The sequence below is a fragment of the Pseudoalteromonas sp. P1-7a genome (assembly GCF_001401855.1).
GTDB lineage: Bacteria > Pseudomonadota > Gammaproteobacteria > Enterobacterales > Alteromonadaceae > Pseudoalteromonas.
On sequence record NZ_LKDU01000001.1, the window covers coordinates 212,740 to 232,330 of the forward strand.

General features: G+C 40.8%; 18 protein-coding genes. 15 read left to right on the forward strand and 3 right to left on the reverse strand.

From position 1 onward, the window contains the following. The first annotated feature begins 4 nt into the window (after positions 1-4). The 10 genes from hisD (at position 5) to AN389_RS01015 (ending at position 7,858) form a co-directional block, all read left to right on the forward strand. Positions 5-1,306: a histidinol dehydrogenase gene (gene hisD / locus AN389_RS00970; protein WP_055019036.1), complete on the forward strand. Its 1,302-nt coding sequence runs from the start codon at positions 5-7 to the stop codon at positions 1,304-1,306. Next, positions 1,296-2,405: a histidinol-phosphate transaminase gene (hisC, locus tag AN389_RS00975; RefSeq protein ID WP_055019037.1), complete on the forward strand. Its 1,110-nt coding sequence runs from the start codon at positions 1,296-1,298 to the stop codon at positions 2,403-2,405. Before hisD ends, hisC begins: the two co-directional genes overlap by 11 nt. Then, positions 2,402-3,463 (forward strand): bifunctional histidinol-phosphatase/imidazoleglycerol-phosphate dehydratase HisB, encoded by a 1,062-nt coding sequence (gene hisB, locus AN389_RS00980; RefSeq protein ID WP_055019038.1) that lies wholly within the window; start codon positions 2,402-2,404, stop codon positions 3,461-3,463. Before hisC ends, hisB begins: the two co-directional genes overlap by 4 nt. Further along, positions 3,460-4,050: an imidazole glycerol phosphate synthase subunit HisH gene (hisH, locus tag AN389_RS00985; RefSeq protein WP_055019039.1), complete on the forward strand. Its 591-nt coding sequence runs from the start codon at positions 3,460-3,462 to the stop codon at positions 4,048-4,050. The genes hisB and hisH overlap by 4 nt, the downstream gene beginning before the upstream one ends. 33 nt (positions 4,051-4,083) lie before the next feature. Then, positions 4,084-4,818: a 1-(5-phosphoribosyl)-5-[(5-phosphoribosylamino)methylideneamino] imidazole-4-carboxamide isomerase gene (locus AN389_RS00990; protein WP_055019040.1), complete on the forward strand. Its 735-nt coding sequence runs from the start codon at positions 4,084-4,086 to the stop codon at positions 4,816-4,818. Then, positions 4,800-5,579 (forward strand): imidazole glycerol phosphate synthase subunit HisF, encoded by a 780-nt coding sequence (hisF, locus tag AN389_RS00995; RefSeq protein ID WP_006793443.1) that lies wholly within the window; start codon positions 4,800-4,802, stop codon positions 5,577-5,579. Before AN389_RS00990 ends, hisF begins: the two co-directional genes overlap by 19 nt. Beyond that, entirely contained in the window at positions 5,570-6,184 is a 615-nt protein-coding gene (gene hisIE, locus AN389_RS01000) for a bifunctional phosphoribosyl-AMP cyclohydrolase/phosphoribosyl-ATP diphosphatase HisIE (RefSeq protein WP_054981937.1), read from the forward strand. The genes hisF and hisIE overlap by 10 nt, the downstream gene beginning before the upstream one ends. A gap of 123 nt (positions 6,185-6,307) precedes the next feature. Continuing rightward, positions 6,308-6,802 carry a lipoprotein gene (locus tag AN389_RS01005; protein ID WP_055019041.1) on the forward strand — a complete coding sequence of 165 codons (495 nt, stop codon included), beginning with the start codon at positions 6,308-6,310 and terminating at the stop codon, positions 6,800-6,802. Beyond that, positions 6,803-6,988 carry a DUF1289 domain-containing protein gene (locus tag AN389_RS01010; protein WP_024031736.1) on the forward strand — a complete coding sequence of 62 codons (186 nt, stop codon included), beginning with the start codon at positions 6,803-6,805 and terminating at the stop codon, positions 6,986-6,988. Positions 6,989-7,051: 63 nt separating this feature from the next. Then, positions 7,052-7,858, forward strand: a complete 807-nt coding sequence (locus AN389_RS01015; protein ID WP_055019042.1) for a glycosyltransferase family 25 protein — start codon at positions 7,052-7,054, stop codon at positions 7,856-7,858. 8 nt (positions 7,859-7,866) lie between these two features. Here AN389_RS01015 and AN389_RS01020 read toward each other — a convergent pair whose 3' ends face one another. From AN389_RS01020 to AN389_RS01030, 3 genes are all read right to left on the reverse strand, one after another. Next, the gene (locus tag AN389_RS01020; RefSeq protein ID WP_055019043.1) at positions 7,867-9,138 is read right to left on the reverse strand and encodes an O-acetylhomoserine aminocarboxypropyltransferase/cysteine synthase family protein; all 1,272 of its coding nucleotides are present in this window, start codon (positions 9,136-9,138) and stop codon (positions 7,867-7,869) included. 314 nt (positions 9,139-9,452) lie between these two features. Beyond that, positions 9,453-11,525: a bifunctional diguanylate cyclase/phosphodiesterase gene (locus AN389_RS01025; protein ID WP_055019044.1), complete on the reverse strand. Its 2,073-nt coding sequence runs from the start codon at positions 11,523-11,525 to the stop codon at positions 9,453-9,455. Positions 11,526-11,668: 143 nt separating this feature from the next. After that, on the reverse strand, positions 11,669-13,459 hold the full coding sequence (locus tag AN389_RS01030; protein ID WP_055019045.1) for a M61 family metallopeptidase: 1,791 nt from the start codon (positions 13,457-13,459) through the stop codon (positions 11,669-11,671). A 203-nt stretch (positions 13,460-13,662) separates the two neighbouring features. Here AN389_RS01030 and AN389_RS01035 point away from each other — a divergent pair, with 203 nt between their 5' ends. From AN389_RS01035 to AN389_RS01055, 5 genes are all read left to right on the forward strand, one after another. Next, positions 13,663-15,198 (forward strand): GGDEF domain-containing protein, encoded by a 1,536-nt coding sequence (locus tag AN389_RS01035; RefSeq protein WP_055019046.1) that lies wholly within the window; start codon positions 13,663-13,665, stop codon positions 15,196-15,198. 79 nt (positions 15,199-15,277) lie between these two features. Further along, complete coding sequence (gene ppnN, locus AN389_RS01040; protein ID WP_004586396.1) at positions 15,278-16,621, forward strand: nucleotide 5'-monophosphate nucleosidase PpnN; 1,344 nt, start codon at positions 15,278-15,280, stop codon at positions 16,619-16,621. A gap of 10 nt (positions 16,622-16,631) precedes the next feature. Continuing rightward, positions 16,632-17,405, forward strand: coding sequence for a flap endonuclease Xni (gene xni, locus AN389_RS01045; RefSeq protein ID WP_055019047.1), 774 nt, complete (start codon positions 16,632-16,634; stop codon positions 17,403-17,405). 69 nt (positions 17,406-17,474) lie between these two features. After that, positions 17,475-17,861: a DUF3192 domain-containing protein gene (locus tag AN389_RS01050; protein WP_004586398.1), complete on the forward strand. Its 387-nt coding sequence runs from the start codon at positions 17,475-17,477 to the stop codon at positions 17,859-17,861. Between the two features lie 6 nt (positions 17,862-17,867). Then, entirely contained in the window at positions 17,868-19,556 is a 1,689-nt protein-coding gene (locus AN389_RS01055) for a hypothetical protein (RefSeq protein WP_055019048.1), read from the forward strand. Positions 19,557-19,591 lie beyond the last annotated feature (35 nt).

The following is a 19,591-nucleotide window of genomic DNA, read 5'->3' on the forward strand; positions in this document are numbered from 1 at the left end:
TACCATGCTTCGTTGGAATGAGGAATCTTCACAAGTACAAGCAGCGGCGCTAATGCGCCCTGCGGTTTCTGCCAGCGCCAAGGTTGAAGCTATATGCCAAACAATTATGAGCGATGTGAAAGAGCAAGGTGATAAAGCCTTACTTGATATGGCTAAAAAGTTTGATAATAGAGCTAACCCTCGTTTACGTGTACCGCTTGATGAAATAAACGCATCAGAGCAAGCACTAAGCGCAGAGCTTAAATACGCAATTGACACCGCTTATGCAAACGTTAAACGTTTTCACGAAGCGCAATTGCCTAAAGATATTAAGTTATCAACCCAACCTGGCGTTGAATGTGAACTGAAATATCAGGCCATCGAAGCTGTGGGTATTTATGTACCTGGTGGCAGTGCTCCACTGCCATCATCGGTTATTATGCAAGGTGTACTTGCACAATTAAGTGGTGCTAAAACAGTCGTACTTGCAACCCCTGTGCAAGGTGATGAAAGCATTAACCCTGCGATATTATATGCAGCTAAGTTATGTGGCATTACAACTTTAATTGAAAGTGGTGGCGCAGGTGCAATTGCCGCAATGGCCTACGGAACTGAATCAGTGCCTAAAGTGAACAAAATTTTTGGCCCAGGTAATAGCTTCGTAACGATGGCAAAACAGCTTGTTGCGCAAACAATTCCTGGTATGGCAATCGATATGCCAGCAGGCCCCTCTGAAGTATTAGTGATTGCAGATGAGCGTGCAAACCCAGAATTTATAGCGGCAGATTTACTCTCGCAAGCTGAGCACGGCGCAGACTCGCAAGTTATTTTATTATGTAACAGCGAAAGTATCATTGAGCAAACGCAGCAGGCACTTACACGCCAACTTGCTAAGTTAAGCCGCAAAGATACAGCCGAGCAAGCTCTGGCTAATTCATCACTTATTTTAGTGGACTCTGTTGAGCAAGCATTTGACGTATCAGCGCAATATGGCCCTGAGCACTTAATTTTGCAATTAGCAGATTCAACACCTTACTTAGATAAAGTAAAAAATGCAGGCTCGGTATTTGTTGGCGACTACACGCCAGAATCAGCGGGCGATTACGCATCGGGTACTAACCACGTGTTACCTACCTACGGTTACAGTGCAACCTATTCAAGCTTAAACTTGCTTGATTTTTTCCGCACTTACACAGTACAAACTATAAGTAAAAGTGGCCTAACACAGCTGTCAAAAGCTATTTTGCCACTAGCAGATGCAGAAGGCCTTGATGCACACGCAAATGCGGTTTCAATTCGTTTAGAGGCAATTAAAAATGAGCAATAAGAGCGCACAAGCGACTAGCTTATTACCACAAAATATTGCAGCCCTTGCTGCCTATAGCTCTGCTAAAAGTGAAAAGCTAACAGGGTCAACTTGGTTAAATGCCAATGAAAGCCCGTACGCTAAAAATATTGAACTGAGTATTGAGGATTTAAATCGCTACCCAGATCCACAACCGCAATTGGTTATTGACCGCTATGCTGCGTATGCAGAGCTTGAAAGCGAAAACGTATTAATGACGCGCGGCGCCGATGAAGGCATTGAGCTTTTAGTACGTACCTACTGCGAACCTGCAAAAGATAGCATTGCGTTATTTTTGCCAACCTACGGTATGTACAAAGTAACCGCTGATACGCACAACGTTGCAATCAATGGCTTAACCCAAGCGTTATTACTTGATGGCAGTGTTGATGAAATAGTTGAGGCAGTGGACAGCTCAAAATTGGTGTTTATTTGTAATCCAAATAACCCAACCGGTAGCATAACCCCCCTTGAAAAAGTAAAAGCAATTGCAACAGCGCTTGCCGGTAAAGCCTTAGTTATTGTTGATGAAGCCTATATTGAGTTTTGCCCTGAGCAAAGTGCTACAGCGCTGATTAACGAATATAGTAATGTAGTGGTACTACGCACCTTATCTAAAGCGTTTGCGCTTGCAGGGCTAAGAACCGGTTTTACACTTGCACAAGAAAGTGTACTTGCACCTATTCGTAAAGTGATTGCGCCGTATCCGGTATCGGGTGTGGTAGCAAGTATTGCAGCACAAGCCATAGCGCCTGATGCAATTACATCAATGCGCCGCCAAGTGACTATTTTAAATAGTTTAAAAGCTAAACTTGTACAGTGGTTAAACGCATCCCCTGCTGCATTAAAAATTCTCACTGGTGAAGGTAACTTTGTTACCTTAAAATTAGCCGACAAAAACTACTTTAAAGTAGCACTTGAACAAGGTTTAGTGATGCGCGCGTTTACCCTATACGGTGAAGACGATTGGCTACGTATCTCCATTGGTAATGAGCAAGAACTTGAGCAAGTAAAAACTTGGTTAGATGGCCTTGATAAGCCAGCAACCTCACCTCTTTTATCAGGACAAGAAGTATCATGAGTAACCCCTATTTATTTATTGACCGTGACGGCACCATAATTGAAGAGCCAATCACCGACAAACAGGTAGACAGCCTAGAAAAATTAGCGTTTTTACCTGGTGTTATCCCGGCTTTATTACAATTACAAGCCGCAGGGTACCGCTTAGTAATGGTATCTAATCAAGATGGCTTAGGCACAGACAGCTTCCCGACTGCTGACTTTGATATAGCTCAAGATAAAATGATGGACATACTGCAAAGCCAAGGCATTAGCTTTGACGAGGTATTGATTTGTCCACACTTTGACGAGCAAAACTGTGCTTGCCGTAAACCTAAAACAGGTTTATTAACTGAGCTTATGCGCTCAGGCAAAGTTGATTTAGCTCGTTCATATGTAATTGGCGATCGCCAGACCGATATTGGCCTTGCTCAAAACTTATGTTGTGAAGGCATTTTGTATGATGGTAGCTGGCCTGCCATTGTTACAAAGCTTACAACTGCCAATCGCGAAGGCCGTGTTACGCGTAACACCAAAGAAACCCAAATTGATGTGGCCATAAACCTAGATCAAACTAAAAACGGTAGCATTGAAACAGGCCTTGGCTTTTTTGATCATATGCTTGATCAAATTCGCACCCACGCCAACATTGGTTTAAACATTAAAGCGAAAGGCGATTTACACATAGATGAGCACCACCTTGTTGAAGACATAGGTATTGCCCTAGGTGTCGCGCTTAAACAAGCGCTTGGCACTAAATCGCAAATAGCGCGCTATGGTTTTGCACTGCCAATGGATGAGTGTAAAGCTGAAGCACAAATTGATTTATCGGGCCGCGCTTCATTTGTATTAAACGCTAACTTTAGCCGTGAAAAAGCCGGCGATTTAGACGTACAAATGGTTGAGCACTTTTTCAAAAGCTTAAGCGATAATGCCGCTATTAGCCTTATTTTATCGGTGAGCGACGGTAACTGTCATCACCAAGTAGAAGGCTTATTTAAAGCGTTTTCACGTGCCCTTCGTATGGCAGTAGCACAAGACACGACCCAACAAACAGCCAGCTCTAAGGGATGTTTATGATTGCCATAATTAATACCGGGTGTGCCAATATAAATTCAGTTCGTTTTGCCTTTGAACGCTTAGGTCAAACGCCAACAGTCATTACCTCACCAGAGCAATTAGCTGGTTTTGAGCGTGCAATATTACCAGGCGTTGGACATGCATCTGTTGCCATGAAACGCCTTGTAGATAACGGCTGGCAACAAGCTATAAACGAATACCATCGCCCACTTATGGGAATTTGCTTAGGTATGCAGTTACTGTGCGAAAGCACCGAAGAAGGTAACGTACAATGCTTAGGTAAAATACCAGGCCAAGTAAAAGCCCTTGATGTTGGCAATTTAACATCGCCGCATATGGGTTGGAATAACTTAAGCGTAAATAAAGAGCATGCACTCACCAAAGGCTTAACAAAAGACGAGCAAGTGTACTTTGTACATAGCTTTGCGCACACCGTAAACGATGCAACACTTGTAAGCGGCCAGTACGGCCAAACCTTTTCAGCCATAGTTGCAAAAGACAACTACGCTGGCATGCAGTTTCATCCAGAGCGCAGTGCAAAAGTAGGCACACGTTTATTACAAAATTTTGTTGATTGGCAGTTATAAACGGCCCATTAACCAACAATAAAGAGATTATTTGTGATTATTCCAGCATTAGACGTATTACAAAATCAAATTGTTCGTTTATACCAAGGTAAGTACGACACCGCTCAGTTTTACCCTTTTGAGCTTGGCGCACGTTTAAAAGAATACGCCGACAGCGGCGCAGGTAAATTGCACCTTGTAGATTTAGAAGGCGCACGCGATCCAAGTAAAAAACAGTGGCAACATATCCAAGCTGCAACTAAAGCGCTTAACGTACCGTATCAAGTGGGCGGCGGCATTCGCTCAGAGCAAGATGTAAGCGATTGGCTAAAAGCCGGTGCTAACCAAGTTGTTATTGGTTCTATGGCGGTAGAAAAACGCGAGCAAGTAAAAGCCTGGATTGAACAATTTGGCGCCGAGCACTTTGTTATTGCCCTTGATGTAAATAAAACAGCCACGGGCTGGGCACCTGCTACGCACGGTTGGTTAAGTGAATCTGAGTTTGGTTTACTTGAGCTTGTAGATTTTTATGTAAGCTTGGGCGTTATTGACTTTTTATGTACGGACATCAGTAAAGATGGCACCATGACGGGCCCATCGTTTGAGCTTTACGAAGATTTAACTCGCCATAACAGCAGCATTAAAGTACAAGCTTCGGGTGGCGTGAGCTCACTTGATGACATTAAAAAGCTTAAAGAGCTGGGCGTAGGTGGTGTTATTTTAGGTAAATCACTACTTGATGACGCATTTAGTGTTGAGGAGGCGTTGGCATGTTATCAAAACGCATAATCCCGTGTTTAGATGTAAAAGACGGCCAAGTAGTAAAAGGCGTTAAATTTAAAGGCCACGAAATAGTGGGCGATATTTTAACAATGGCAAAAGCCTACAGCGATGCCGGCGCCGATGAACTGGTTTTTTACGAAATCAGCGCAAGCGTTGAAAAACGCCTACTTGATGTAAATTGGGTAGAGAGCATTGCCCGCCACATCGATATTCCATTTTGTGTGGCTGGCGGTATTAAATCAGTAGCCGATGCAGCACGTGTATTAGAGCGTGGCGCTGATAAAATAAGTATTAACAGCCCTGCTATTGCCCGCCCTGAGCTTATAAAAGAGCTGCATGATGAATTTGGTAAGCAATGTGTTGTTGTAGGTATTGATAGCTTTTACGATGAAGTGACCGGCGAATACTTAGTGTATCAATTAACCGGCGATCCTAATGCATCAAGCCGTACACGTTACAAAACCGAGGAATGGGTTAAACGCGTACAAGACTTAGGCGCAGGCGAAATTGTTTTAAACTGTATGAACCAAGATGGCGTACGTAACGGTTACGACAATGAGCAGCTGAGTAAAATGCGCGCATTATGTAATATTCCTTTAATCGCATCAGGCGGTGCAGGCAGTATGCAAGACTTTGTTGATGTATTTAAACAAAGCGAAGTCGATGGCGCATTAGCAGCAAGCGTTTTTCACAAAAATGTGATTAACATTGGCGAATTAAAACAATTTTTAACTGATAACCAAGTGGCAGCAAGACTATGCAAGTAACACAACAAAACCAAACTCAAGTAGATTTTGCTAAAAGCGAAATGATCCCTGCGATTGTTCAAGATGCTCGCTCTGGTGTTATTTTAATGCAAGGCTTTATGAACAGCGAAGCACTAAAGGTGACGCTTGAAAGTAACAAGGTAACCTTTTACTCGCGTTCAAAGTCACGTTTATGGACCAAAGGTGAGTCATCAGAAAACTACTTAAACGTAGTATCGGTGCATACCGATTGTGACTACGACTCAATTTTAGTACTGGCTAATCCAGAAGGCCCAACATGTCACTTAGGCACACAAAGCTGCTTTGGTGATGATGCAAAACCTAGCCTAAGCTTTTTAGCGCAATTAGAAGATGTCATTGTTGAGCGTAAAAACGACGACCCATCAAAAAGCTACACCGCTTCATTGTTTGCTAAAGACTTAAGCCGTAGCTGTCAAAAAGTAGGTGAAGAAGGCGTAGAAGTAGCGCTTGCTGCAATGAAACACGATAACGATGAGCTTACTAACGAATCGGCTGATTTAATTTACCACCTTACCGTATTACTACAACGCCAAGGCTTAGCCCTAGAAGACGTTGTAAAATGCCTGCAAGGTCGCCATAAATAATACAGCTGCTTTATTTTAGCGCATTTACAGGCCCATATTTTATGGGCCTTTTTACGTTATGGTATTTATTTTTTTACATAGGTTGCGTATGGTGCAGCTTATCGAATTCTTTTAGCGTTGCTTATGAATAAATCAATTATCACAGCCTTATCCTTATTGGTACTAACAGGCTGTGTAAGCCAAAAAGCCCCTGCGCCTACAATAGTAAAAACGCAAAACGCATGTAGCCCACTAAACACATTACTTAATGCGCACACTAACGGCTTTAATGCAGTAAAAGCAAATAAAGTGGGAAATGATTTTATAAACCAGTGGCATGCTAATACTCATTTTATAGGCAATACCTGCACCATTACTCAACATAATAAGCAGTTTAGTTATCAATGCACGAGTGAAAACAAACAAGCCCATGCCACAAATCTACATATACAAACAGTGGATAAAATACGTCAATGTGTAGCGTCACAAGGCTGGTACGAAAATACGAAAGAGTCAGCAACCTCAATGAGTAGTAACTTTGTTTTGGATGAAGCTCACCCAGTTATCACCTTATTTACCTCTCAAAGCAGAACGCGCTATATTACCCGTTTTGAAATTGCTCCACCGCTAGGAAATTAAATGCAAAAACCCACACACTCAAACACTAAGTTAAAAACAGACTGTTTAGGCATATGTGAGCGCCGCAGCGGTTATTGCACTGGCTGCGGGCGAACTAATGAAGAAATATTTGATTGGATCATCCTCAGCCAAGAAGAAAAAAACGCCATTTTAGCGCAGCCGCGAGCTGACTTAAAAAAGCCATAAATTTGCCACTTGCGTGTAACAGCCCCCCTTTAGTATTGCTAAAAACGGTAGGGGGTGAACATCATGGCAGCATTATTTGTAATAAACTTAGCGCGCTCCGCGCAGCGACTCGCAAATACTCAAACGCAACTGGCACGTGTTAACTTGTCATTTGAACGGATTGATGCCGTAGATGGCGCACAATTAAGTACACAACAAAAGTTCCTACATTACAGCCCGCAATTGAACAAACAGCAGTATCACTATCCGCTAAGCAATGGTCAAATTGGCTGCTATTTAAGCCACCGTAAAGCATGGCAAAAAATAGTTGATGAAAAACTAGATTACGCGATTGTGCTCGAGGATGACTTTTATATTGATGACAGCATTCATAACGCGATAAAAAATATTGAGCAGCTACAGCAGCCCTGGCAGCTTATTAAACTCGCCGCTTATGAAAACCGCACTCGCCCTATTGCCTATCAGCAAAACCTAAATAACCACCAGCAATTAGTCATACATAAAAAGCTAATGACTGGCTGTTGTGCTACGGCAATAAGCTATGAAGGGGCTAAGCAATTACTTAAAGCCACAGCTCAATTTGGCCGCCCTGTAGATTGCGACTTACAGCATATTTGGGAAACCCACGTAAATGGTTTTTCGCTTATGCCATACCCTGTTTCGCAAAATACAGACATACAGAGCGATATTGCAAGCTGCGCTACTAAAACAAAGGTTAAAAAAGCTTTTTTTAAACGTAAGTTTCAACAATTACACAGCGGCGTTTTAAATAAACTTTATACAAATGCATTTATAAAACAAACCAAGCAAATTAAACCTAATAAAAAAGGCGCTACAAAAGCACCTTCTTTACTCACGCAAGGTTCTTAATTTTATAACTATGCTTTATCGAGCGCTTGGCTTACATCGGCAATAATATCGGCAATGTTTTCAATACCGACTGATAGGCGAATTAAATCGCGGCTCACACCTGCGCTTGCAAGCTCTTCATCATTTAATTGGCGGTGTGTAGTTGACGCAGGATGACAAGCTAGCGATTTAGCATCGCCAATATTAACTAAACGCAAGATCATATTGAGCGCATCAATAAAGCGCGTGCCTGCTTCAAGGCCGCCCGCGATACCAAAGCTTAAAATGCCTGAGGCTTTACCACTGGTGATTTTTTGGCTCATTGCATTATATGGGCTCGATGTTAAACCAGCGTAGTTAACCCAAAGTACTTTAGGATGATTTTCTAAATATTCAGCCAATTGCTGCGCGTTTTCGCAGTGGCGATCCATTCGTAAGCCTAAGGTTTCTAGGCCAATTAAAATGTCAGATGCATTTTTGGGCGCAAGTGCTGCACCGGTATTTCTAAGTGGCACGACTCTACAACGACCAATAAAGGCTGCTTCTGCAAAGGCATCGGTATAGACCACATTGTGATACGACGGATCGGGCTCATTCATCATTGCAAAGCGTGTGGCATTGGCTTTCCAATCAAATTTACCTGAATCAACAATCATACCGCCAATAGCTGTACCGTGTCCGTTTATATACTTTGTCAGTGAATGAACCACTATATCGGCACCTAACTCAAATGGGCGGCATAAATACGGTGTAGCCACAGTATTATCAACAATAAGTGGCACCCCTTTACTATGAGCAATGTTAGCTAAACGCTCAATATCGACAATATTACCTGCGGGGTTACCAATGGACTCACAAAATACTGCGCGGGTATTATCATCAATCGCGTCTTCAAAGGCGCTAAAATCATCAGCTTTAATCATGCGTGCTTCAATACCTTGGCGCGGTAACGTATGGGAAAATAAGTTATATGTACCGCCATATACTTGGCTGGTGCTCACAATATTAGTGCCTACTTCACACAAGCATTGAATAGCATAGGTAATAGCTGCCATGCCCGAGGCTACCGCTAGCGCGCCAATGCCCCCTTCCATTGCAGCTATACGCTGTTCAAGCACGGCATTGGTTGGGTTCATTATGCGGGTATAAATATTGCCTGGTACTTTTAAGTCGAATAAATCAGCGCCGTGTTGCGTGTTATCAAACGTGTAAGATGAGGTATTATAAATAGGCACTGCTGCTGATTTTGTGGTTTCTTCAGACTCGTAACCATGGTGCAGTGCTAATGACTCTAGTTTCATAATTATTTCCTTCAATATTGTGATGATTAAACCTAGCATTATTAGCTTATAAAATGCACATGAATTAAATTAATGAATTATGAGTGTCAGGGGTATTAAAGTTTGCGGGATGAGTTTTACTCAATCTAGAGGGTGTTTTATTTCACTGCATAGGTTTTGTTTTATCAAAATACCAAAGCAGAAGCAGTAAAGCCTATCATATTAATGTGTAGCGTTATTTGGCTAAAGGGTTTAAATACTAAATGCGGTGGGCGGCTCAATTTACGCTATTTACAACTAACTGATTTTTAGGTTAACACTTATAATAAATGTACTTATAACGCTTTAAAATCGAGTAACTGTAACGCTGGCAGCGGTTTACTAAAGTAGTAACCTTGAATCAAATCGCAATTTAGTTCGGCTAGTAATTTTTGTTGTGCTGATGTTTCTACGCCTTCAGCTACCACACTTAAGCCTAAGCTATGCGACATTGCAATTGTGGCTTTAACTAAGCTGTAGTCTTCTTGGTTTTCGGTAATACCACAAATAAAGCTGCGATCTATTTTTAATACTTCAAACGGATATTGCCTTAAATAGCTAAGCGATGAGTAGCCTGTGCCAAAGTCATCCATAGATAGTTTAATACCGAGCTTATTAAGTGCATGCAACGATTCTGTAATATTGGTTTGTACGCTCATTAACACGCCTTCGGTTATTTCAAGCTCGACATTTTTAGCACTTACTCCAGTTTTTTCTAACGTGCTTGCTATAAAACTTAGCAGCTCTGAATCTCTAAATTGGCTTGGTGATAAATTAATTGCCATGCTGTAGTTTTGTTGAGAGCTTGCCTGCCACTGCGTTAAAAATGCTAATGCCTGCTCAATAACAAACTTTCCAATAGGAATAATTAAACCTGTTTGCTCTGCTAACGGAATAAACTCATCGGGCATAACCTTACCAAGCACACTATTGTTCCAGCGCAATAGCGCCTCAGCCCCAATTATTTTAAGTGTTTTAGCATCGCATTTAGGTTGGAAATACAATTCAAATTCGTTTTTTTCAAGAGCAACATGCATCTGCGCTTCTATTGCTAACCGCCTCTTTATAGCGGTATTCATTTCGCTGGTAAAGCAGGCGTAGGTGTTTCTGCCAAGCGCTTTTGCTTGGTACATTGCTGTGTCTGCATGGCGTAATAAATCAGAGGCTGTTACCCCATTATCAGGGTACAAAGCCACGCCAATACTTAACGTTAATAACAATTCGCGGCCATCTATTTCAAAAGGAGTTCTAAAGCTTTTAAGTAAGCGTGTAACAATCGCATCTAGCTGTTTTTTACTGTGTAGCTCTGGTTGTAAAATAATGAATTCATCGCCCCCCAACCTGCCTACGGTCGCGTTTTCATTAACTATTTGGCTCAATTTATTAGCGGCGCTGATAAGTAATGAATCGCCAATTTCATGCCCGAGTGTGTCGTTTACTTTTTTAAAGTCATCTAAGTCGATAAAAATAACAGCGGCTAAAGTGTTTTTTTCGCTCGCAGTGTTAATTAGCTGAGTAAGTCGTTTTAAAGAATTAAAACGATTAGGGAGTAGCGTTAAGCTATCGTAATAGGCTTGTTTACGTATAAGTTTGTTTGACTCATGCTGCTCTGTTATGTCGCGAATTATCAGCATGACTTGGTCTGAATGATGTAAATAACTCACTCGCGCTTCGAAATACAACACGCCTTTGGGTACTAAAAGTTCGTATTCAAAGCATACATTACCTTTGTGAATTAACAGCTCTTGAATATTGTCTTTAAACATTTTGGCTACAGTATAGGGCAATACGCTAAACATCGATTTATTTAAAAATTGCTCAGGCTGTAAATGTAAGTTGCTCAAATCATTTGCATGGTAATCAACTATGGTGCCATCCGGTTTGAGTAAAAAGTACAAATCAGGAATGGCTTCAAATACTTTTTCGAGCATCTGCTGTTTATCCATAGCTTGCGCTTGTGCTTGTTTTACATCGCTCAAATCTATGTCTATGCAGTACATCTGTTTTACCCCATGCTGATTTGTAAACATAACATGGCTTGAAAACACAGTAACATTGCTGCCATTTTGATGCTGTAATGTAAGCTCAGCCGCGGGTATTTCGATATCGTTTATGAGCCACTCACGATGAGCATCTATAACCGCATCTTGCATTGGGGGCGGAATAATTAATTCTTCTAGTTTTTTTCCGGTTGCGTACTCTTTTGTATAGCCATAAAGCAGCTCACTGCCTTTATTCCAATAAATAACGCGGCGCTGCTCATCGTATCCTTGCACAGAAATACTGTGTATCGCATCAAATAACTGATGCAGCGGATCGTTAAGCACAAATTGATGTGAGAGGATTTGAGTGGTTTTTAATGACTTCATTTATACGCAACCTAGAGTCGTTATTAACACAATAATAGGACGTACTCTTAAAATTAGCACTTTTAGGTTGGTTTTTAAGTGATATACCTTTGCATAAGATATAAAAAAAGGAGCAAAAGCTCCTTTAATAAAACACTATTATGTTAATCAGCTTGCACATTAATGGGGTGCTCTACCCCCATCCATGCTTTAAATAAGGCGCGTTGAGATAAAGTTGCATTTTTATCAGCAACCACCTTTTTAGGTTTATCATAATCTTGCGATAAAACGAGGGTTGTCGATTGAAGTGCATCGCGACGAATAAAATCGATAGTGACTTTTTCACCCGCTTTAAATACTTCTAAGCTCGATTTTAAATCTTTTCCAACATGCTGCTTGTTAACCGCCACAATTTTATCGTCTGTTGTGAGGCCCGCTTGCCATGCTGCTCCGCCTCTGCGAACGTGGGTAAGTGTTAATAACTCGCCGCTATTTTTTGCAGTGGCATCAATGCTTGCTAATGGCTTAGCGCTCTCAGGACGAGTAAGCTTTAAGCCAACTTTACCTAATAAAGCATCAAAATCTATATTAGCTGGGGTACTCACGTTATCGTGCCACCACGTTGTATAGTCTTCACCTGTTAGCTCTTTTAATATTGCCAGTACATCTTGCTCAGTAAACCCTTGTGGTAACGTGTGCTTGTTGTATAAAGCGTTGTGTACTTGGCGGTAGTTAACTTTTGCCTGGGTTGTTTCTAATAAATGTATATCTAGCAACATAGAAAGCAATGAGCCTTCTAAATATATATTGGTGCTGTAATTACGCGCGTGGTCGCCACCTTGGTTTATCCATTTATCAAAGCTTGTTTCGCTGGCACTTTGTACTTCTCGACCTGGTGTTTGTAAGTGGCGATTAATCGTTTTACTCATCACTTTAAAAAACTCATCGGTGGTTTCTATGCCTGAGCGCACTAATAGATGATCTTCAAAGTAGCTAGTAGAGCCTTCCGAAATCCATAATAAATTTGAGTAGTTCATGTTGGTGTAATCATAAGGCGCCAGCCCTTTAGGGCGGTAAGCTTTTACATTCCAGGTATGAATAAATTCATGCGCGGCGGTACTTATAAAGCCTAAGTAGTCTTCGCGGCTACCAAAACGATTCCGTGGGCGCTGTATAATGGTTGAGTTTAAATGCTCAGTTGCCCCGCCAGCACCCGATGTAGCATGCACCATAAATACATAACGCTCATACGGGTAGCTATTCCAAATAACATTACCTGTGGTCACTAATTTTTTTAAATCAGTAAGCATTAGTTGCTCATCGTAGTTGCCTTCGCCCCATATAACTAACTCGTATTGGCGGCCATCTACTTCAAATTTATGAAGTTTGTTAATTCCTGTCTCTATTGGTGAGTCTACCAGTACATCGTAATCTGCGGCTTTAAAACTGTGTTTATTACTCGCATTTTCCATGCCTGATACAGAGCGCCACGCTTTAGGCACCTTTAAATCTACGGTAACTGGTTCTTGGCGAAATGATTCACTAAACATAAAAAAGCCAGATGCATCAATAAAGGCATGGCTATCGTCTATGTGGCGTGCACGTTTACCTAACTCGTTTGCATATACTTGGTAATCAATATTCACGTGTGTTGGCTCAGCTAAATGCACTCGCCATGTGCTGTGATTAATTTTTTCCCATTTTAATGCATTGCCATTGTCGTCTGTGGCCGCAAAGTAACGTACCCCATTGGCTAAATTTAATATTTCGTAGCGACCAGTACGCCATGCAGGCAATTTAACATCGATATGCGATTGCGCCGACTTTGGAAACTCTACACTTACATTACCTAAATGATGTTGTGGCTGTGTAATACTTAAAGAATAATTTACATCGGCTAACGCAGGGGCTGCACAACAGGCCGCTAACATTGACAGGACAAAACGCTTTTTCATAATGACTCAAGGTTACTTATTATTTGAAATAAGCCTAACAAGGCATAAATTAAAAGTGAATTAAAAACGACAAACAACCTAATAGCTCAGTTTACATGCAGGGTCTAAGTAAAAATGCTAAGTTTTTAATTAGATAACTACACTTAATATGATTTTGTTGTAAACTGAAGGTAATGTAATTAATACGATGGCGGTATGCTTAGGTGTCTGAAAACTCTAACGCTGTAGATAAAAAGTTAAAGCAAGCAATTGAAGCAAGGATAGCCATTGAAAATGCGCGTAAGCTCCAAGTTGATACTTTATCAAATCTAACTGCAAAATTGTCTTTAAGCTGTAAAGGGCTTGATATTGAGCTTGATAATAAGCTCGCCAAATTTAGAAGTTCGCTAAATAAAGGTGTCGGGTTTGAAATATTATTCCCTTTAATAGATGACATTTTATTGTTACTGCAAAACCAAGAGGCGTTACAAACAGCCCATCAGCGAGAGCTGTTTTCGAGCGTACAAACAGCCGGTAAGCTTTTACAAAAAACCAAAGGCTTACCAGATGATACCCGCCGCACCTTAAGACATTTACTCGACCACGAAATTAATAATGTACAGTCTACGCACGACTACATTCCGATATTAAATCAGCTTATAAACTTTTATCACCATGCTTTGCATAGCAAGCTTTCAACCACGGATGAAACAAGCACTAATGCTTCTCCTCGTATGGCTAAAAAGCTGTTAGAGCTTGCAAATGAGCTGGTATTAGAGGATGAATCGACTGAACAAATTAAACAAATAAAAAATACAATTACCGAAAACGATAATGTAGAAGCCCTGTTGCAAGCTGCTTTAAATATAATAAGCGTCGTGGTCAAAAATATCAGTAAAGAGCGCCAATCGGCACAAAGCTTTTTAGTCTCGCTTAACCAAACATTAGAAGAGTTGCACTCATCAATTGTATCTACCAGCCAGCACTCTAAGTCAATGGGGGAAGAGTTCGATACACTAAATAAACGTATTGAAGGAAAAATAAAACATTTAAACGAGCAAACCCAATCTGCTACGTCTATTTCCTCTTTAAAAGAATTAGTTGATAACGAGCTAAAATCTCTCAGCCAAGACTTTATAGCTAAAGAGCAGCTAGAAAGAAAAGACCGCGAAACGCTGATTGCCAGTTTTGATGAAATTAACCAGAGAATTGGCAGCTTAGAAGGCAAACTAACCAAATATAAAAAACGCCTAAACGAGCAACGCTTTAAAAGTTTACTAGACAGCCTTACAAAACTTCCTAATAGAGCGGCTTTTGATGAACGTTACAATCACGAGCTTCACTTATTTAATGTCCAAGCCTCGGATGTTACCCTAGTGGTTATTGATGTGGATCACTTTAAGTCAATTAATGATAGATTTGGTCATACTGCAGGCGATATAACCTTACAAGTTATTGCAAAAGCGCTGCAAAGATCAGTAAGGCAGTCTGATTTTATAGCCCGCTACGGCGGAGAAGAATTTGTCCTACTTATGCCTGGGCTTTCGTTGTTAAACGCAGCGCAGCCGCTTGAAAAACTAAGAAAAGTGATTAAGAATATTCCTTTTAAATTTAGAGAAAAAGAAATAGAAATCACCATTTCGTTAGGCGCTACACAATTTAAAAAAGGCGATACACCGCTCAAAGCATTCGACAGAGCAGATGACGCCCTTTATGAAGCAAAGAAAACGGGTCGGGATCGCCTTTGTATGAGTAAATAATGTCATAATTCTCAATTAGTTTGAGTGCTAAAGTAGATGACATGCAGTTTTTACATTTTAAGCAGCAAGGAGAATGCCGATGTTAATACAGTTAAACCCGACTGGGGTTTTAGATTTACTGTCACAATTGGAAGTTGATTTATTAGAGCAATCTTCAGCCAGTGAACGTTATCGACTTTTTAGAAACTGTGCCTTAGCCGTCCTTAACGTAGGCAGCCACACAGACGCAAGTAATGAAATTTACGATAAATACCAAGACTTTGATATTCGTTTAGTCAGTCGCGAGCGCGGCATTAAAATTGAGTTAGAAAACCCTCCCGAAACCGCCTTTGTTGATGGCGAAATAATTACCGGTATTCACGAGCATATTTTTTCGGTGATCCGCGATATTTTATTTATTTGCCAAAAATACGAAAAAGATCTTAAAGAACAAAAAGCCATTACCCACATGGTATTTGATATGCTTAGAAACGCCGGCGCGCTGCGCGTTAACAGCGAACCAAACATGATTGTGTGTTGGGGTGGACATTCAATTAACGAAATAGAATATAAATACACAAAACAAGTAGGTTACGAGCTTGGCTTACGTGGTTTAAATATATGTACTGGCTGCGGCCCAGGGGCAATGAAAGGCCCGATGAAAGGTGCCACTATTGGCCATGCTAAACAACGTATTAGTGAAAACCGTTATCTTGGTTTGACCGAGCCTAGTATAATTGCCGCAGAGCCACCAAACCCTATTGTAAATGAGCTGGTAATTTTACCCGACATTGAAAAGCGCCTTGAAGCATTTATTAGAACGGCGCATGCAATTATTATATTTCCTGGTGGTGCAGGTACTGCAGAAGAATTACTTTATTTATTAGGTATTTTGCTGCACCCAGATAACGAAAAACAGTGTTTGCCTGTTATTTTAACCGGCCCTAAAGAAAGCGAAGCGTACTTTAGCGAGTTATGTAAGTTTGTAGAGCTGACATTAGGCAAAGAAGCCCTTGATAAGTTTGAAGTAATCATTGATGATCCTGCGCTAGTAGGGCAAAAATTAAAATCAGCTATGGCAAATGTACGTAATTATCGTAAAAGCCAAGGCGATGCCTACTACTTTAACTGGACACTTAAAATCGATAACGATTTTCAGCAACCTTTTGCACCTACGCACGAAAACATGGCAAGTTTAGATTTGCACCTAGAACAGCCCAAGCAGCAGTTAGCGGCTAATCTACGTAGAGCGTTTTCGGGGATTGTTGCTGGCAATGTCAAAGATGAAGGCCTACGCGCTATAAAAGCACATGGACCCTATGTGTTAAGTGGTGAGCCTGATTTAATGAAAGATATGGATAAACTATTACAAGCATTTGTAGACCAAGGTCGTATGAAGTTACCCGGTAGTAAGTATATCCCTTGTTATGAAATAAAAGCATGAGTTTGACTATTTGAAACCCCATTTACTTTTAATTGATGCGCTTAATTTAATTAGGCGCATTTACGCAGTTGACGCAAACCAAACACACCACAGTGAAGAGCAGATGCTAAAGGCCAGTTGCGCGCGCGTAGCACATGCTTGCAAAAAGCTTTTACAGTCAACAGATGCCACTCACGCTATAGCTGTTTTTGATGGCGACAAAAGCTGGCGCTACCACTTTTATAAACAATATAAACACTCTAGGGCCCCCATGCCCGACACGCTTAAAAATGCGCTGCACTACTTTAAAGAAGCTATAGAGCAAACGGGCATCGTTGTATTTGAACCGCTCAACGATGAAGCCGACGATATCATAGCCACCTTAGCCGACAAAGCTGCAAAAAATAAGATAAACAGTACCATTGTTTCTACCGATAAGGGTTTTTTACCTTTTTTGAACGACTATATTTGTGTGTACGATTATTTTAAAAAGACCTACCTAGATTGCGACAGCATTGAGCAGCGTTTTGGTATTGAACAAAGTAAACTTATTGATTTTTGGGCCTTAGCGGGCGATAAAACTAACGATGTACCCGGCGTTAAAGGCATAGGGACTAAATCGGCTCAGCTTATTGTAAATACCTACGAAAGCATAGATAGCGCCATAGAAGATGATGCCCTATCAAGCAGTATTCAAAAAAAGCTAGTTGAGCAAAAAGACATGTATGTTATTTCTAAACAATTAGTAACTTTGCGAACAGATATACAGCTAGGTTTTAGTTTAAAGCAGTTAAGGTTGCATTAGTCGCATGTTGATAGCACTGTTTAAGCGCACAACATATACTCACTTTATTGTTGCGAGTGTGAGTTAAAAATGATTAAAAAGTTTATAAGATACTTAATATTAGGGTTAGGCTTGTATGCACTCATTGCGACTTTAGTGATCACCTTTTATAAAGATGACCCGCAAGCAATGATTTGGCAAGACCGTGAGGCTTTTAACGAGCGCTACATAAGAAAGCTGTCTATTGATGAGGCGGTTACCTTAAACAGTGTACTCGATTATTTAGGAAGCCCCGATTTAACCTATGCCAAACGTAACAAAGACCAAGTATGGCAGATTGTTTTTTACCGTACACAGCACCAAACTTCAGATGGCATAACCACGATGGATGAATGCACCGGCTTATTATTTAAAAATGGTGAGTTATTTTTATGGGGCCCCAGCGCCTATACAACTTATCAGGAAAAGATCAGGTGATGGCCAATGGATGAGCCTATTTCAAAACAGTTAGTGCGGTTACTGCATAACACACATCAAATACTAACAATTTATAGTGACAAAACGCAGTGGCAACATTTTTATCCGCTTGTTGTACAAACAGCCCAGCACTATCGCGTTTTGTATCAGCAACACCCGCACGCTTTACAAGCGCGTTTAAGCTTGTACACCAGCCACTACGACTTTGCTACAAACCTCGTTATTAACCAATGTGTTATTAGCACAGCACTGTGCGCTAGCCAGCAATTTGATGACGAACTAACCGAGCTTTATATTGGTGTTGCATTGGTAGAGCATTGCTGCGTTGTAGCGCAGCATAATAAAATTGCGCAGCAGCAAATGCTTACACTCAGCGATAAAAAAATATGGCGTTTTCGCCATCAGCTAGCAGCAAAAGTGTTGCTCAGTGCACAGCACCCTACTCAAAATAGCGTGCGTATGTTAGCTAAACTAAATAAGTATAAGCAAGCGTTACTAAGTACTAGCGACATAATGCTATATGACAATGCCATAACCTTGTGTGCATTAAGTAATATTATCGCGATGAACATCACCTATACATCGAAAAAGAACCCATTAAATTTTTACAAAGCTTTGGGTGAATTGTATGTCAAAACAGCTAACCCATTTGCGCAAAGGTTAATTAAGGATTTAATAGCGCATATAGGCCCACACCTGCCAGGCAGTAAAATTGTTTACAGCGACCAAGCAATGGTTTATTTAGCAAGTGATGAGACTAATAAGCATATACTTATTAATGCCAATAATGAGAAAAAACTGGCGTGGTACAAGGTTAAAACCTCACTTAAAGATCAACCAATGCAATGGCTATGTACTGATAAACGGGTATTATTTTTAGCCTGGAACAATGAGCACCTAGTACGTAAAGCCCCGGCGCAGATAAGTTCAAAGGCCGAATTAATAGCGTTAGTGAGTCATATAAAAGTAGCACATGAATATAGTTTTAAAGGCTTAGATAAGTTACTAGCCCCTTTTAGTGAAATAACACAGAAGCTCTGCCAAGCAGTCAGGCCCTATAACAATCAGCACCAAGCCGCCAAAGACTTACGCCATAGCTTGTCGATGGTCGGCTACGATAATGCACCGGCAATTATTCAGCGGGTTATATTTGAGCAATTAGTGGATACATCACATCATCCACACAAACACATCGTACTGAATAAACTTAATAGCTTTATTAGTATTTTAGCTTTAATGGTAAGTAATAACCCAAAACAGCAATTTGAACATATAGCCTTGCCCATCTATGGTTACGTGCATTATTTATTAACCCATTGCAGTGCACAGCTCTGTGCAAAAGTAACCATAAGTAGCGTGCCTAACCAAACTTATAGCGCCCCATTAGCAGCCTTTTTTGGGGTGGAAACGACTAATAATGAACATTTAAATACAGAATTAGCAAAACTACTGAGTGATAATCCATGGACCAAGCCCCTACTCGATGCTGAACAACAACCTAAAAAAGAGCTAAACGAGCAGCACAAATTATGGATTAGTTTAAAGGTCGTGGCGCAAACTATTTTTAAACCCGCTCTGCCTTTAACGCCTTGGCAAAAACAAACTTTAAATGCGCAGCTAAAAGCACAAGGCTTTAAATCTGAGGATGATTTTTTTGCGCAACTGCAAGGCTTATCGCTATATAACAGCATTTAAGTCACTTATGCTGACTATAAGCACAGGTTATACCC

Bases quoted from the DNA above. Each gene is read 5' to 3' on its own strand.
- AN389_RS01015 (WP_055019042.1), top strand. From the start codon at position 7,052: ATGGCAGCATTATTTGTAATAAACTTAGCGCGCTCCGCGCAGCGACTC.
- hisIE (WP_054981937.1), top strand. From the start codon at position 5,570: ATGCAAGTAACACAACAAAACCAAACTCAAGTAGATTTTGCTAAAAGC.
- AN389_RS01055 (WP_055019048.1), top strand. From the start codon at position 17,868: ATGGATGAGCCTATTTCAAAACAGTTAGTGCGGTTACTGCATAACACA.
- AN389_RS01025 (WP_055019044.1), bottom strand. From the start codon at position 11,525: ATGAAGTCATTAAAAACCACTCAAATCCTCTCACATCAATTTGTGCTT.
- AN389_RS01020 (WP_055019043.1), bottom strand. From the start codon at position 9,138: ATGAAACTAGAGTCATTAGCACTGCACCATGGTTACGAGTCTGAAGAA.
- hisH (WP_055019039.1), top strand. From the start codon at position 3,460: ATGATTGCCATAATTAATACCGGGTGTGCCAATATAAATTCAGTTCGT.
- AN389_RS01010 (WP_024031736.1), top strand. From the start codon at position 6,803: ATGCAAAAACCCACACACTCAAACACTAAGTTAAAAACAGACTGTTTA.
- AN389_RS01050 (WP_004586398.1), top strand. From the start codon at position 17,475: ATGATTAAAAAGTTTATAAGATACTTAATATTAGGGTTAGGCTTGTAT.
- hisF (WP_006793443.1), top strand. From the start codon at position 4,800: ATGTTATCAAAACGCATAATCCCGTGTTTAGATGTAAAAGACGGCCAA.
- hisD (WP_055019036.1), top strand. From the start codon at position 5: ATGCTTCGTTGGAATGAGGAATCTTCACAAGTACAAGCAGCGGCGCTA.
- hisB (WP_055019038.1), top strand. From the start codon at position 2,402: ATGAGTAACCCCTATTTATTTATTGACCGTGACGGCACCATAATTGAA.
- AN389_RS01030 (WP_055019045.1), bottom strand. From the start codon at position 13,459: ATGAAAAAGCGTTTTGTCCTGTCAATGTTAGCGGCCTGTTGTGCAGCC.
- ppnN (WP_004586396.1), top strand. From the start codon at position 15,278: ATGTTAATACAGTTAAACCCGACTGGGGTTTTAGATTTACTGTCACAA.
- hisC (WP_055019037.1), top strand. From the start codon at position 1,296: ATGAGCAATAAGAGCGCACAAGCGACTAGCTTATTACCACAAAATATT.
- AN389_RS01005 (WP_055019041.1), top strand. From the start codon at position 6,308: ATGAATAAATCAATTATCACAGCCTTATCCTTATTGGTACTAACAGGC.